The sequence below is a fragment of the Psychrobacter piscatorii genome (assembly GCF_904846415.1).
GTDB classification, from domain to species: Bacteria; Pseudomonadota; Gammaproteobacteria; order Pseudomonadales; family Moraxellaceae; genus Psychrobacter; species Psychrobacter piscatorii.
The window spans coordinates 17,679-32,294 of record NZ_CAJHAR010000021.1; the positions used below are offsets into that span (position 1 = coordinate 17,679).

The following is a 14,616-nucleotide window of genomic DNA, read 5'->3' on the forward strand; positions in this document are numbered from 1 at the left end:
AATGTTTTGTCATACTAGAAAAGTTACTCTCATGTAGGTGAGAGTAATTTTTGGCATATAATAATTAAAAACGAGAGATAACAAAGGCGTAATATGTTATTAGAAGGAATTGAAACGTTATTAGTTCTAGCTGAAGCGAAGACGATGAGTAAAACGGGCAGCTTACTATTTATAAGCCAGTCTGCTGTCAGTAAGCGTATCCATAATTTAGAAAAGAAAATAGGTAAAAAGCTCATTGAGCCTCAAGGCCGTTACGTACGCTTGACGAATGATGCGATCGCTTTAATAAATAATGTTGGACCGACTTTTAACGAACTACGTGGTCAAATCTATGACGAAAGTATTATGGATAGTAATGATTCACCGATTAAAATTGATTGTTCAGAAACGCTAATCTCAGGATACTTCAGTGACCTACTTTCATCAGCTATTCAGCTTGATAGGAATATTATACTATCCACTAACCACACGCCAAGAATTATAGAAAACGTCAAATCTGGAAAAGCGACCATGGGCCTTAGTGCAGGCTATTTACCAGCAAGCACTGGGTTGCTTACCTTTCATTTGTTCGATGAACATTTTTATATAGTAAGTAATGAGCCACTAAAGACCTTGCCTACACAGTTAATTACTACGGATTTAAGTAATTCTGCTAATTCTTATCAATTAGCCATATTGGATAGACTCAATATTAAGCCTGTAATGCAGCTTGACTCTTATCACGCCGCTGCACACCTCGCGTTAAGTGGGGCAGCAGCTGCACTCATCCCATTATCAATTATTAATGGGCTGTGTATAGAAAAATCTAACATATATTACTTTGCAGAATTAGACGATCTTGTTCGACCTGTGAATATTTGTGTTAGGCAAAAGAGCTATGGTATGAGTCGTGTCAAGAACTTGGTTCAGAAGCTTTGCGATTACTCCTACGACTCAATGACAAACAGCAATACAATCGATCTCGATACTCAAACCAAAGTGTAAATCTCGTGTGGGCACAATGGTTCTGACTGGCTTATGGGTAATGAAATACTCACCACAGATGTCATTGACTTGATTCCATAACTCCACGCTTGAGATATAGATAACCAATTTAATCACTTGATTGAGATCAGTACCAGCCTGATTCAGGATCAGTTTTAGGTTATCGAATACGCATCTCGTTTGAGTGTTTATATCGCCAGTCACTTTTTTACCAGAGTTAGGTTCAATAGGTAATTGACCAGATATATAAAGTAGTCCAGCATGTTTAATCGCTTGGCTGTAATGACCTGCAGGCTTGAGTGCATTGTCAGTTTGAATATATTCCATTTGAGACGCCTTATCGTTATTCAGCATTGATCAGTAAATTTTGCAAGGTGTTTGCTGATTTAAGACCGTTTCCCGTGATCACGCCAACAGTGATTTGTCCTTCAATAATTTGGTTTGTATCAATCAATGTTTGGATTCCGGCAAAAGCAGCAGCTGACGTAGGTTCAATAAAAAACCCTTGCTTACCCATCATATTCAATGCTTCTTTGATTTGTGACTCGCTCACACTAATAAAGTTACCATTCGATTGGCGAACAAACTTAACAATTTCTTTCAGTCGAGATGAGCGTTGAATCTTAATCCCTTCTGCAAGGGTATTAGTTGAGCCAATTTTAATTTCTTCTTCATTGAATTTTTGTACAAAAGGCTGAATACCTTTGGTTTGGATGCCAAATAGCCTTGGTAGTTTGTCTATAGCGCCGCCCCTCAAAAGCTCCATAAAACCTAAGTAGGCACCCGCTAATAGACTTCCATTACCTGCTGGTGCGATAAAGTTATCTGGTGCTCTGTATCCACATTGTTCCCATATCTCATAGGCGATGGATTTGACGCCCTCAATAAACAATGGGTGCCAGTTATGACCAACATAATAGCTATCATGCGTTGTTTTGCTATTCATCGCTGCATTAGCGACATCTTCTCGGGAGCCTTCAATCTCAAAGCAGCGCGCACCATACATCCTAGTCTGAACGGTTTTTCCAAGTGACGTGCCTGCTGGTACAAAAATGTTGCAGTTCAACCCTCCTTTGGCTGCATATCCTGCGTAGGCTGAACCACCATTGCCGCTTGAATCTTCAGAAATGCTTCGTATACCGTGTGAATTTAGATAGTTGACGACCATGGCGGCACCACGATCTTTGAAAGAACCCGTTGGCATTAATGAATCCATTTTTGCTAAAATATTTACATGACTGATTTTGGCAGATGCTAATGGAGTAATAGTTTCATTAAAGGTGATCTCAATGGATTCTTTGTTTAGGGCATAGGATTTGGCGTAACGCCACATGGTAAAGTCATTAGTGATAAGATCTGACTTTGAAAAAGTTTTCTCAGGTTTAACCCACAACGCGGAGCCACAATTACAGCGGATAAGAAGTGGTTCTGGCACGTACTCTTTCTCACAATTCATGCATATATATTTCATATTAATCCTTAGTATGTTTGTTTTACATAGGATATGAGCAATATGGGCGATCAATAAGAGAAAGATTCAAATACGTTGTATGCCTGCTTGGAATTGATGATCATAGAGTTTAAGGTAGTTGGCTTGAGTAACAAATAGGCCATTAGGCTGGTATGATTTGATTCAAATTATGAAAGCGGAAAAGAGTAGAGTATTTCTTCAGAGTTGATAAAAAAGAGATATCTAAGCTCTATAAATAAAAATTTTTAAGAGAATTTTAGACACAAAAAAACCTCAAACAATCTAATGTTTGAGGCGAAACTTGCTTAAACTTAACAGTTTAAATTCGTTTTAAATATGGCGCAGCGGACGGGACTCGAACCCGCGACCCCCGGCGTGACAGGCCGGTATTCTAACCAACTGAACTACCGCTGCTTAGGTCTCTTAGCTTGTTTAGCCACTTGCTAAGAAGTGGTGGGTGATGACGGATTCGAACCGCCGACATTCTGCGTGTAAGGCAGACGCTCTACCAACTGAGCTAATCACCCTTCGAACAATTGCAATGCAATTTATTCAACATCAACTGAGCGCTACGTTTGTCACTAAGCTCTGCTGCTGTGGGTGTGTATTATATAGATTTACACTTGGCTGTCAAACGTTATTTTAACTATTTTATAAAATAATCAGAAATAAATTTTTAATGGTATTAAAAACAGTAATGTATGGTAGACGCTTACTTGTGTTTTTTAGAGGCAGGTTATGATTGTTAGCAGTTGTTTGACGGCGAAAAGCTACTATACTACGGATACTTTGTTTTTTGAGCATGATTGAGGGAGGCCAGCATAGATATTTTTACGATTGGGCAGATCTTTACCAACTGGACGTGGGGAGAGTACGCAGGTCTAGGTCTGATATTTCATATTATGCTGATGATTGTTATGACGTTACGCGTTGTATCAGTGCAGCGTAATATTGGTGTATCCATTGCTTGGATTGCAGTGCTTTATACCGTGCCCGTGTTCGGTCTGATTGCGTACATACTACTGGGCGAGCCGATGATTGGACGACGCTACCGTGAGCGCGTGGATCAAGCAAGCATCATGATGAATGACATGGCACGGCGCGAACATCTGGTGTTTGATAAAGGACAAGATCTGCTACCAGTTAAATACCGCGGTGTGAGCCAAATAGGAACGCGCTGGACAGGGCTAGGAGTATTTCCCGATCATCAAATGCAGTTGTTAACAGATCCTGCATCAATTTTTAAGCGTTTGATTGAGGATATCCATGCAGCGCAGCGCATTGTTTTTATGGAGTTTTATATTGTATATCCCAGAGGAAAAGTGCTCGATGTGATAGAGGCGTTGTCGGTAGCCGCTCAGCGCGGTGTTGAGTGTCACATATTGGCGGATAGTGTGGGTAGCTTTAGTTTTATTAATAGTAGTGCCCATCGTAAATTAGAAAAAGCCGGTGTGTTTGTTCATCAGTCGCTGCCAGTGGGACTACTCAAAACACTATTTAAGCGCTCGGATTTGCGTAATCACCGTAAGATGGTGGTCATTGACGAATATATTGGCTATATCGGTAGCTTTAATTTGGTCGATCCGAGGTTTTTTAAGCAAAATAAAAATGTCGGACAGTGGATTGATGTGGCGATCAGAACGACCAGTCAGCACTCTATTAGTATCAATACCGCCATGGCAAAGGTTATTGTGACAGACATCGGTGCTGAAAATAACGATAATCTCGCTGAGCTACATCAACGAGTTAACAATTACACGCGTAAATTGTATGTGATGGATCCAACTATCAACGATCTGAATAGTAGAGTAAAGGTGTTGGGAGATACGATTGATTATCATGAGCAGCCAGATATCGGTAGCACTTCAATTGTGATACCAAAGATGCCTGTCGTAGACAAGGTGATGGCACAGCTCATACCGTCAGCACCGCAACTCACAGCGCATGTAATTTACAATACGTTAGTGACTGTGATTCACCGTGCCAATAAGCGTATTCGTATTACCACACCTTACTTTGTACCGGATGAGTCGCTATCGGGTGCGCTGACGATAGCGGCAAAACGCGGCGTTGAAGTGACGATTATTGTTCCTGAAAAGGTCGATTCGTTTTTGGTGCAGCATGCTTCACAAGCTTATTATCAAGAGCTGCTGGATGCTGGCGTGACTATTGCGCTATTTCGAGGGGGGTTGCTACATGCAAAAACCGTGGTCATCGATGACGATTACTGTCTATTTGGCACGGTCAATATTGATATGCGCAGTTTTTATTTAAATATGGAAGTCAGCTTGGCGATTTATACGCCAGAGATGGTCGCTCAAGTGGCTAACTGTCAGGAAATATATTTACAAAGTTGCCGTATTTTGGACAATGAAGAGTGGCAGCAGCGCCATGGATCAAAACGCTTATTTGATAATGTTGTACGCTTGTTTAGTCCTTTATTGTAGCGCGCTGAATTTTAGGTTAAGGTAACCTGTCCGTGTTTTTTATGCTCATATTTTTAATCATTATCACTGCCTCTATAATCAACTTCTCTAAAAAAGGACACGCCTGTCTATGTCTGCCTCGCCCTTAACACCACTTGACTATATTGCAGAAGGCTACTGGCAGGATTTTTTAGCTGGGCGTCCTATCGCAGGTGGTATCGCATATGAGACACAGCTGCATAGTTGTGCGCTAGATGAGTCGCTTGAGAGCTTACAGCGTATTGATACACTATTATCTCAAGTACGCCGTGACATGATGAAAGGCGGTATATGGAACGAGGCGACATTACTGGTCGATGAACACTATCGCAACTTTATGGTGTTTTTAGGATTTTATGCAGGTCGTGTATTGGCACAGCAGTGGGAAAACAGACCACGCTGGTATGGTCAGTTTGAGCTACGCAAGCGTTATCCGGAGTTGTCATTGATTACCGATGACTTTTATCAGCATATGGCGGTTGGCTATGGTGATAATAATGCGGCTGCTAATGCGTTGCCTTTATTTTTTGCATTAGAGCCAATAGGGCTGCGTCTATTTGGCAATATCGATCGGCAGTTTGAAGCGGTACAAGGTGGACAAGCGGCGAGTGGACTATACCAAGCAGTTAGCGCAAGATTGCCAGATTTATCGGATCAAGCGAATTCTTTAAAAATTTCTAGTGGTCAAGCGACCAAAGCTGCAACGAATAATGCGACCCAAAGTATTCACTCAATGACAGATTCGAGTACGACTATCAGTACAAGTCAACCTGCTAATCATTATGAGCCGTCAGAGGACGTACCAGTAAATAATGGATTGGCTGATGTTAATGTAGTATCAGCCAATATCGAGCGCCCTTCTGCTGCAACTACTGTATCTGAGCTATCGGAAAGTACCGCACCGCACCAACCAGAGCTTCAAATAAAACCTGAGCTGACGAAATTAGAGTCGCCCGTCATTAAGCCTAAGTCATCTGTAAAAACCTCGCCGACACCAGAAATGTTTACGCAGCTGCTCATAGAGCTAGACGAGATTGAGGTGCCGCAAATAGCAGGCGTGACTGAATATCAGCAAGCTTGCAAAGTCCTCGATCAGTTTGAGCGGCACATTGCTAAGCAGGATAAACCGCGTGGCCAAGTTGTCTTTTCAGACAATCATATAGCAGCAAAAAATAAAGCATTGCTAGCATTACAGGCGGCTGCAGAAGCGGGTAATACGGCTGCCATGCTACGCTTGGCGATGTATGAGCTGCTTTGCGAAGGACTCACGGCAGATGATGAGGAAGCTAAAAAATCTGGTGTAGAATGGGTGAAGCAAGTCGCTAGTAAAAATGACAGCCGTGCCCAGCGTTTACTTAGCAAGCTGTACTATCAAGGGGTAGGCGTGCCGCAAGATATTGATAGTGGTAAATACTGGCTAGAGCAAGCGGCAGATAATGGTCATATAGAGGCGGCAAATCTTGTGTCTCAATGGGAGCAAGCGCAAGCGCTGATCACGACGCAAAAACAAGAGCAACACAGCATCAAGCGCTATCAGTTACTGTTTGGTGCAGTGATCATAGTCGCGGTACTGATACTGATTATCGTCTAATCGCTATTTACTCAGTAAACTTTTAAAAGTTTATGGTTACGCGCTGATTTCAGGTAGAATTGGCGCGTTTTTATATTTACCTTTCTGCTGTTTGATTCATTACTAATCTGGGCTACTCCATGCCATCATCTCATACTCCATCTGACGCCTCATCCAACTTCACTGATACCATGCTACTAGACAATAAGCCACTGACTGACAGGGCGGTGTACCAGACACCATTTTATTATCAGTTTCTGATCAGTGTGCTAAAACCACTATATCGCCTACAAGTATGGCGGCGCTCTCGCAGACGTGACAATTATCAGCAGGAAGTTGCTCAGCGTTTTGGCAAGCAGTATCCACCGCGTCCAGCGACTACTGGTCACAGTAATAAAGGTGTGATTTGGTGTCATGCGGTATCGTTGGGGGAGACCAATACGGTTGCGCCTTTATTAGACACATTACTGGCTAATGGCTATCAGATATGGTTGACCAACACCACGCAGACAGGTTTTGCTCGCGGTGCCAGTCGGTTTGCAGATGAAATCGCTCAAAACCGCATGAGCCACAGCTATGTCCCCGTTGATACTCCTGCCGTGATTGAGACATTTTTGACGCATGTACAGCCTATCGCCGCGCTGTTTGTCGAAACTGAACTATGGGCGAATATCTTGACCAAGCTTGCTCAGCATCAGATACCTAGTATCTTAGTCAATGGTCGTCTCTCGGCCTCTTCTTTTAAAAGTTATCAAAAAATCGGTGCGGTGAGTACTAGCATGATGAAAAACCTTGCGCTCATCATTGCGCAAGACAGCGATTCTGCCAAACGCTTTCGTCAATTAGGGGCGGATAGCGCACAGATTCGCGTGGCAGGGTCGCTAAAGTGGGTCATCAATACGCCCAAAATTGAAGTGGAAGCTATTAATTCTGATAATTTAGCCGTTGATGCAAAAGATGCAAGTGCGCAGATACCCTCTAAGAAAAATGCGCTTGCTAAAAAAAATGCGCTGGCAAAAGCGTTTGCGATAGCGGGCCGACCAGTTTGGGTGGCAGCAAGCACTCATAACGGCGAAGAAGAGACGGCGCTATCGTTACATCAGCAGCTATTGTCACGGCCAGCACTAGCCAATACGTTACTGATCATCGTACCTAGACATCCTGAGCGCTTTGATGAAGTTGCAGCATTGATCGAAAAGACTGGTCTAACAATGGCACGCCGCAGTCTTGATGAGGCCATCAATGCAGATACGCAAGTCTATCTGGCGGACAGCATGGGTGAGATGATGACTTGGTATACACTGGCAAATGTTGCATTGGTTGGAGGGTCGCTAGTAGACATAGGCGGACACAATCCAGTTGAACCTGCGAGCGTGGCAACGCCTGTCATCATGGGTCGTTACACCCAATCGTGCCAAAGTGTGGTCGATAAGCTGGCCGAGGTAGGTGCGTTATATCAGCCAAACAATCAGTTTTATCGTCCAATTACGATAAATGGCTCAAATGAGCGCGCTAAAAGTATAGTAAACCATCAGCATGGTACTGATAGCACTGATGACATTGCACTTATTTATCAGCAGTTAGAGGTGTGGTTAAGTGATTTATCATTAGCGATGCAGGCAGGGCAAGCTGGCGAGACAATAACCGTACAACAGCAAGCGGTGTTGACTCGTCAACTGGCTATGATTGAGGACGTTATTGAGCAATATTTTCCTCAAAGTTTAGGGCAGGAGATATTATGAATTGTATATTACTGCCCGTTGAAAACTTCTCTGCAAACACGGCAAAGATCAATGCCTTGGCACAAGTCGATCATGTCAATAACATACTGGGCGCAAAAGTCGGTGACACGCTCAAAATTGGGCAACTTGGTGGCAATCTTGGTACAGCTGTCATTGAGGATATTGCTGCTGATAGCATTCAGTTATGTGACGTTCAGCTCACTATTGCCCCGCCTGCCAAACTGGATCTGACGGTTGTTTTAGCACTGCCACGGCCAAAAGTATTGCGGCGTTTAATCATGGATATGACGGCGCTTGGCGTACGCGATATCGTTCTTGTCAACAGTTATCGCACGCAAAAAAGCTATTGGCAAAGTCCGATGCTTGAACGCCTTGATGAGTTTGTATTAGAAGGGTTGCAACAAGGGGTTGATACGATTGCACCTCGTATTACGCTACAAAAACGCTTTAAGCCATTTGTCGAAGATACGCTTACCAGTTTGGTGAGTAATCAAGCCATCGTTGCACATCCTTATGCTGAGCAGTCATTTTCTGAGTTTCGACAATTAGATATAACATTGGAATTGCCCAGTTTGCTCTGCATCGGCGCTGAGGGCGGTTGGATCGATTATGAGATAGCGCTACTCGCCGCGCACGGGTGCACGCCAGTACATATAGGGCCGCGTATATTGCGTACAGAAGCAGCGGTCAATGTTATGTTAGGACAGTGGTTGCTCTAAATTGGTTTGGCATTCGTTACTATATTGGCCATTCACAAGACTATAGGAGTACAAAAACACAAGAGCTGTTTTTGGCACAACTTAGCTTTAGAAATTAACTAATAAGCCAAATAATTTCAGCATCTTGGGTTAGATAAATGTATTGATAATTAATCTCATTTCTATTAGTATGTTGTTTCCATAATTATGGTCCAACGAATCCCAATAAACAGGGGCTTTGACCATTTTATCTCACTATTTGCCGTATCTTTTTTATCGCATTACTATGGGGAAAACCATGCCACTGAACACCATTCGCACTAATCTAGTCACCACCAAGCCTGTATTGTCTGCTGCCATATTTGGCCTGATGTTGGGAATGGTTGGCTGTAGCAATTCTTCTACAACCGAAGACAGCGTGGAGACAGAGACAACAGAGGCTGCTACTGAAACTGAACAGCAAGCAGCGAATGATGACGGTGCGACCAGTGCAGATGGTCAAACAATTACTATTTATTCTTCACGTAATGAGCAGCTGATTAAGCCATTGCTAGACCGCTATACTGAACAGACTGGTGTCAAGATTGAACTTGTCACAGACAAAACTGGTCCACTGATGGCGCGTTTACAAGCAGAAGGTCAAAACACTCCAGCTGACATGCTACTGACGGTGGACGCGGGTAACTTATGGCAAGCGGCGCAGCAAGGGTTGCTACAACCAGTAGCGTCGTCTGTGCTAGAGGCCAATGTCCCTGCAAAGTATCGCGATCCAAAAGGTCAATGGACAGGTCTATCACTGCGCGCGCGTACGATTTTTTATGACCCAAGCAAAGTTAGCGCCGATCAATTATCGACTTACGCAGATTTGGCGGATCCAAAGTGGAAAGGCAAACTATGCTTGCGTACTTCTAAAAAGGTCTATAACCAGTCGCTTGTCGCCAGCATGATAGAGCATTTGGGTGAAGAAAAAACAGAAGCCGTTATCCGTGGTTGGGTGGATAATCTCGCCACTGACGTGTTCAGTGATGATACCGCCATGCTAGAGGCGATTGCTGCTGGTCAGTGTGAAGTCGGTATTGCCAACAGTTATTACTATGGCCGTCTATTAGATGAAAAGCCAAACTTCCCTGTGAAAATATTCTGGGCAAACCAAGGCACAACTGGTACACACGTAAACGTTTCAGGCGCGGGCGTGGTTGCAGGGTCAGACAATCCAGACGGTACGCTTAAACTGATTGAGTGGTTGTCATCTGATGAGGCGCAAGGTCTGTACGCCAGCTCAGACAAAGAATTTCCAGTCAAAGAAGGGATTGATGAGTCAGAAATGTTGAGATCTTGGGGTGAGTTCAAAAAAGACGATATCAACGTACAGAAATTTGGTGAGCTACAAACTCAAGCCATTCAAATGATGGACAAAGCGGGTTATAAATAAAGGACTGCCAGTCATCGCGATACCAAGCTCAAAATCATCTTTTTTAAAGGACAGTTTTTAAAGAACAGCCTTTAAAAATAAGTCATTAAGAATTAGTTGCTAAAGTAATGACGATTTTGAGTTTGGTCTATGCTTAAAAAGCCTCGATGAGTGAGTATGACACGGTAATGATACTATGATCACAACGCCAGATGCGTCTGTTAGTCAAAACGATACAGTCAATGACAGTGCTAATGACACTCAGACGATCAGTCAAGACCACGCCCTTCGTAAACGTATTATCTCGAAATCAGTCTTAGGGCTGATTTCGTTGTTTATGCTGGTGCCGATTTTGATTGTGTTGTTATCGTGGACGCAACCAGTCGCAGACATTTGGACACATATGGCAGAGTATGTACTGCCACAAGTGCTCAAAAATACGGCGATTTTGTTGTTTATGGTGACTGTTATATCGGGCACTATCGGTACGGTTTTGGCTTGGATAACCAGCATGTACCGCTTCCCTGGCCAGCGGTTTTTTTCGTGGGCGCTCATGTTGCCGCTTGCCATACCAGCTTATGTATTGGCGTTTGTCACGATTGGTATTGTTGATTTTAGTGGGCCGTTACAGACAGGACTGCGCGATTTTGGTATCACGGCAGCGATTCCCTCAATACGCAATGTATGGGGCGCTGGTCTCGTTTTATCATTGGCATTTTATCCTTATGTGTATTTGCTGGCGCGTCAGGCGTTTTTGTCGCAAGGTCGGCGGACGATTGAAGCAGGGCAGATGCTGGGTTTGAGCCGTAGCCGTGTGTTTTTTCGGTTGGCATTACCGCAAGCATTGCCGTGGATCATCGGTGGCTTATTGCTAGCAAGTATGGAAACACTGGCAGATTTTGGTGCAGTATCCGTATTTAATGTCGATACCTTTACTACCGCTATTTATAAGGCATGGTTTGGTTTCTTTAGTCTAACCACTGCCGCGCAGCTGGCTGCATTGCTCATTGGTGTGATTTTTATCGTAGTACTGTTTGAGCAGTATTGGCAGGCCAAGCGCGGTAGTTCGATTACGCAAGGTAGCAATCAGCGTTTTGATGCCAGTACCCCTGCCAAAATAGGGATGAGCTTGCTATGTACGTTTGTGTTTTTACTGGCTTTTCTGATACCGTTTTTGCAGCTGATTTATTGGACAGCATTGAATTTTCGCCAAGATTTTGATGCGCGTTATATTGATTTTGTCCTCAATAGCCTCATGATTGCTAGTATGACCACGCTTTTTATTGCCTTTTTGGCGGTGATTATTGCGTGGATAAAGCGGCAGTATCCTGATAAATCGACCAAGCTAATGACCACATTAACCAATTTAGGTTACGTCGTGCCGGGTACGGTATTGGCAGTGGGTATTTTTATCCCCATTGCGTGGCTAGACAATCAAATGATTGCTTTTGGTATTACCTCGACGCAAATACTCTCAGGCAGTGTCATTGTTATGCTATTAGCCTTGTCGACGCGTTTTATGACAGTGAGTTTTCAGCCAGTGGATCGGCAGTTGCAACGATTGACCGTCAATCAAGAGGCCGCAGCTAAACTGCTTAGTGACAGTGCTTACCAGCGTTGGCGACATGTGATGCTACCGGTGCTTAGCCCTGGGGTGCTCACGGCATTGTTAATGGGATTTGTCGAAGTGATGAAAGAAATGCCGATTACATTGATGACACGCAGGCAAGGCTGGGATACGCTGGCGGTGCGGGTGTTTGAGATGACAAGCGAAGGTATGTGGGGACGGGCGGCATTACCGAGCCTATTGATTGTATTGGTTGGATTGCTTCCTGTTTGGATATTATTGCGTCAAAGTGACAAACAAGGCTAACCGCCATTGCTGCTTATAAATGTGCCATATTTAATGGTGCTTGACCTAACTTATATTATAATTTTTACTGCTTTATCCAACATTGTATTTACTAATAGCGAACTGGGATTGTCTATGTACACTGATTCAATGAAAGACTCATCAGACGCTCAGTCCGTAAAGACTGGAGCACGTATTACTCCTGTCAAAAAATCACCAGTCGTGCAAACTCGGACAGCCCAATCTCAATCCAACAAGCCTGTAAAACAAGCCGATACTGTGAGCCAAGATACTGAGAACAATATCGCGACCAATCCTTATTTTAGTGTACAAAACCTAATAGTTGGCTATGACGATACTATTGTGGTTAATGGTATGTCTTTAGTATTAGAGCAAGGAGAGATTGGATGCTTCTTGGGTTATAGCGGCTGCGGCAAGACCACGGCATTACGAGCGATCGCAGGTTTAGAGCAAAGCCGCGGCGGTACTATTCATTTAAACAATCAGCGTCTAACGGAAAAAACAGCTCGGCACTCTTTTGCCGTGGCACCAGCCAAGCGCGGCATGGGGATGGTGTTTCAAGATTATGCGCTTTTTGGTCATTTAAGCGTGGCAAAGAACATTGCCTTTGGCCTTAATAAATGGTCAGCTGCTGACAAAAAAGCACGTGTGGCTGAGATGCTTAGCTTAGTTGAATTAACTGAGCATGCGGACAAACGCCCACATGAGCTATCCGGTGGTCAGCAGCAGCGTGTGGCTCTCGCAAGGGCACTCGCACCGAAGCCCAAATTACTGCTACTTGATGAGCCATTTTCTAACCTAGACGTGGTATTACGCGAATCTCTGGCAATGAATGTCCGTGATATTCTCAAACGCACCCATACCACAGCGATATTGGTCACTCATGACCAAAACGAAGCGTTTGCGTTAGCTGATAAAGTCGGTGTGATGGACAAGGGCAGATTGGTACAGTGGGCGACCCCAAGTGAGCTGTATCATGAGCCTGTCAGTCCTTTTGTCGCTGAGTTCGTCGGCGAAGGCGCGATGATAGACGGTATCATCAAAGAAGGTCATGTGGAGACGGCATTGGGGAATATCTATCGCCGTATGGAGGTTTATGATGAATCAGGCCAACCGCAATATTGCGCGTATGATTATCCCAATGGCACTCCCATCAAAGTACTCGTGCGCCCTGATGATATCATTCATGACGATGACAGTACGCAGACAGCCTTAGTCATTGGACGTGTGTTTCGCGGTGCCAACTATTTGTACCGTCTACAGTTAGATGACGGACAGACCGTCTTATCCTTGGTTGCCAGCCATCATAATCATGAAATTGGCTCACATATTGGTATCTTGCCGTTGTTGGAGCATGTCGTGGTCTTTGATGAAAAAGAGGTTAATGCCACCACTTGGTCAGAATATGACAGATCGTCAAGAGTTGATGAAGACGTTTAGCAGACTTCACAACCTTTGAGCGGTTGTCTAAATTTACCGTTTAGCCAAAATATGCAAATACCGTCCAAGCCATTTGTACGGCTCTAATTGTGAGTAACGTAACTCCATTCTTATCACCGCATCTGGGTCGTTATGGCCACCACGCTTGAGCGGCGCATAGTCATGAAATACTCGTAGACCACTGCTGCGCACAGTCTGATAGTCATGCGCCTTTAACCAAGACTCTACTTCTTCTTTAGCAACAGGATGATTGGGTGTCAGACTTTTTTTGTTGTCTGCCTTGTAGTCTGTATTATCGAGTAAGTTAAAATTGCCCATAATAAGGTTGCGATAATCAAAGCTTGCAGGGTTGTAAAAGCACAAAGACAGCGCGCCATCATCTGTTAGATATTGATCAAAGAAGTCCATCACGGCAGCGGGCTCTGCCAACCATTCAAGCAGCGCATGCGACATGATCAAATCAAATTTATCGACTTCTTTAACCAATTTTTTTGCAAGCGCTTGGTATGGACAAACGTACCATGTGATATCTAGCTCTTGATCAATTTGCTCAGCGTTTGCTTTTGCTTTTTCGAGCATATTTTCTGAGATATCATTGATGACCACGCTATGACCTTGAGCAGCAAGCTCTATGGCAATTTGTGCAAGCCCTGCACCCACATCTATGATGCGTAACGGTCGCCCAAGCGCTTCACTCATCTGCGCACTGTATTCAAAAATATCACGGCGTAATACTGCCAGTCTAATCTCTCCTTTTAATCCGCCGTAGACCTTTTTTTCAAAATGATCGGCAATGGCATCGAAGCTACGATCTGCTCGTGTCTCGTCTTGCGCTGTGGTTTTTTCCACAGAATCTATCGGTTGATTATCGGACAATGACATATTTTGATTAGAGGTTTGCATAAAGGGCTATCTGTATTGGGATTGTATTTTGGGACATCGTACAATAAAGCGCAAAGCGA

11 protein-coding genes and 2 tRNA genes are annotated in these 14,616 nt (G+C 43.9%); 8 read left to right on the plus strand and 5 right to left on the minus strand.

What is annotated here, in order from left to right; translation table 11 throughout:
- Positions 1-93: 93 nt before the first annotated feature.
- Positions 94-984 (plus strand): LysR family transcriptional regulator, encoded by an 891-nt coding sequence (locus tag JMX83_RS10025; protein ID WP_201601283.1) that lies wholly within the window; start codon positions 94-96, stop codon positions 982-984.
- Here the strand turns inward: JMX83_RS10025 and JMX83_RS10030 are convergent.
- From JMX83_RS10030 to JMX83_RS10045, 4 genes are all read right to left on the minus strand, one after another.
- Positions 934-1,311, minus strand: coding sequence for a RidA family protein (locus JMX83_RS10030; RefSeq protein WP_201601286.1), 378 nt, complete (start codon positions 1,309-1,311; stop codon positions 934-936). The genes JMX83_RS10025 and JMX83_RS10030 overlap by 51 nt on opposite strands.
- A gap of 16 nt (positions 1,312-1,327) precedes the next feature.
- Positions 1,328-2,317: a threonine synthase gene (locus tag JMX83_RS10035; RefSeq protein ID WP_201601288.1), complete on the minus strand. Its 990-nt coding sequence runs from the start codon at positions 2,315-2,317 to the stop codon at positions 1,328-1,330.
- Between the two features lie 475 nt (positions 2,318-2,792).
- Positions 2,793-2,869, minus strand: a tRNA-Asp gene (locus tag JMX83_RS10040).
- Positions 2,870-2,906: 37 nt separating this feature from the next.
- Positions 2,907-2,982, minus strand: a tRNA-Val gene (locus JMX83_RS10045).
- Positions 2,983-3,261: 279 nt separating this feature from the next.
- On the opposite strand from JMX83_RS10045, the gene JMX83_RS10050 reads away from it, so the two are divergent.
- The 7 genes from JMX83_RS10050 (at position 3,262) to JMX83_RS10080 (ending at position 13,654) form a co-directional block, all read left to right on the plus strand.
- Positions 3,262-4,902, plus strand: coding sequence for a cardiolipin synthase (locus JMX83_RS10050; RefSeq protein WP_227675812.1), 1,641 nt, complete (start codon positions 3,262-3,264; stop codon positions 4,900-4,902).
- 109 nt (positions 4,903-5,011) lie between these two features.
- Positions 5,012-6,511, plus strand: a complete 1,500-nt coding sequence (locus tag JMX83_RS10055) for a tetratricopeptide repeat protein (protein WP_201601290.1) — start codon at positions 5,012-5,014, stop codon at positions 6,509-6,511.
- A 119-nt stretch (positions 6,512-6,630) separates the two neighbouring features.
- A complete protein-coding gene (locus tag JMX83_RS10060) occupies positions 6,631-8,232 on the plus strand; it encodes a 3-deoxy-D-manno-octulosonic acid transferase (RefSeq protein WP_201601292.1) in 1,602 nt (533 codons plus the stop codon).
- Positions 8,229-8,951, plus strand: a complete 723-nt coding sequence (locus JMX83_RS10065) for a 16S rRNA (uracil(1498)-N(3))-methyltransferase (RefSeq protein WP_201601295.1) — start codon at positions 8,229-8,231, stop codon at positions 8,949-8,951. The genes JMX83_RS10060 and JMX83_RS10065 overlap by 4 nt, the downstream gene beginning before the upstream one ends.
- A 277-nt stretch (positions 8,952-9,228) precedes the next feature.
- Positions 9,229-10,362 (plus strand): extracellular solute-binding protein, encoded by a 1,134-nt coding sequence (locus JMX83_RS10070; RefSeq protein WP_201601298.1) that lies wholly within the window; start codon positions 9,229-9,231, stop codon positions 10,360-10,362.
- 175 nt (positions 10,363-10,537) lie between these two features.
- Positions 10,538-12,214, plus strand: coding sequence for an ABC transporter permease (locus JMX83_RS10075; RefSeq protein ID WP_201601301.1), 1,677 nt, complete (start codon positions 10,538-10,540; stop codon positions 12,212-12,214).
- Between the two features lie 114 nt (positions 12,215-12,328).
- Entirely contained in the window at positions 12,329-13,654 is a 1,326-nt protein-coding gene (locus JMX83_RS10080) for an ABC transporter ATP-binding protein (RefSeq protein ID WP_201601304.1), read from the plus strand.
- A gap of 33 nt (positions 13,655-13,687) precedes the next feature.
- Here the strand turns inward: JMX83_RS10080 and JMX83_RS10085 are convergent, their stop codons facing one another.
- Complete coding sequence (locus JMX83_RS10085) at positions 13,688-14,557, minus strand: methyltransferase domain-containing protein (protein WP_201601307.1); 870 nt, start codon at positions 14,555-14,557, stop codon at positions 13,688-13,690.
- Positions 14,558-14,616 lie beyond the last annotated feature (59 nt).

Coding starts and splice junctions, on each gene's coding strand:
- JMX83_RS10025 (WP_201601283.1), top strand. CDS start 94: ATGTTATTAGAAGGAATTGAAACGTTATTAGTTCTAGCTGAAGCGAAG.
- JMX83_RS10030 (WP_201601286.1), bottom strand. CDS start 1,311: ATGGAATATATTCAAACTGACAATGCACTCAAGCCTGCAGGTCATTAC.
- JMX83_RS10035 (WP_201601288.1), bottom strand. CDS start 2,317: ATGTGGCGTTACGCCAAATCCTATGCCCTAAACAAAGAATCCATTGAG.
- JMX83_RS10055 (WP_201601290.1), top strand. CDS start 5,012: ATGTCTGCCTCGCCCTTAACACCACTTGACTATATTGCAGAAGGCTAC.
- JMX83_RS10060 (WP_201601292.1), top strand. CDS start 6,631: ATGCCATCATCTCATACTCCATCTGACGCCTCATCCAACTTCACTGAT.
- JMX83_RS10065 (WP_201601295.1), top strand. CDS start 8,229: ATGAATTGTATATTACTGCCCGTTGAAAACTTCTCTGCAAACACGGCA.
- JMX83_RS10070 (WP_201601298.1), top strand. CDS start 9,229: ATGCCACTGAACACCATTCGCACTAATCTAGTCACCACCAAGCCTGTA.
- JMX83_RS10075 (WP_201601301.1), top strand. CDS start 10,538: ATGATCACAACGCCAGATGCGTCTGTTAGTCAAAACGATACAGTCAAT.
- JMX83_RS10080 (WP_201601304.1), top strand. CDS start 12,329: ATGTACACTGATTCAATGAAAGACTCATCAGACGCTCAGTCCGTAAAG.
- JMX83_RS10085 (WP_201601307.1), bottom strand. CDS start 14,557: ATGCAAACCTCTAATCAAAATATGTCATTGTCCGATAATCAACCGATA.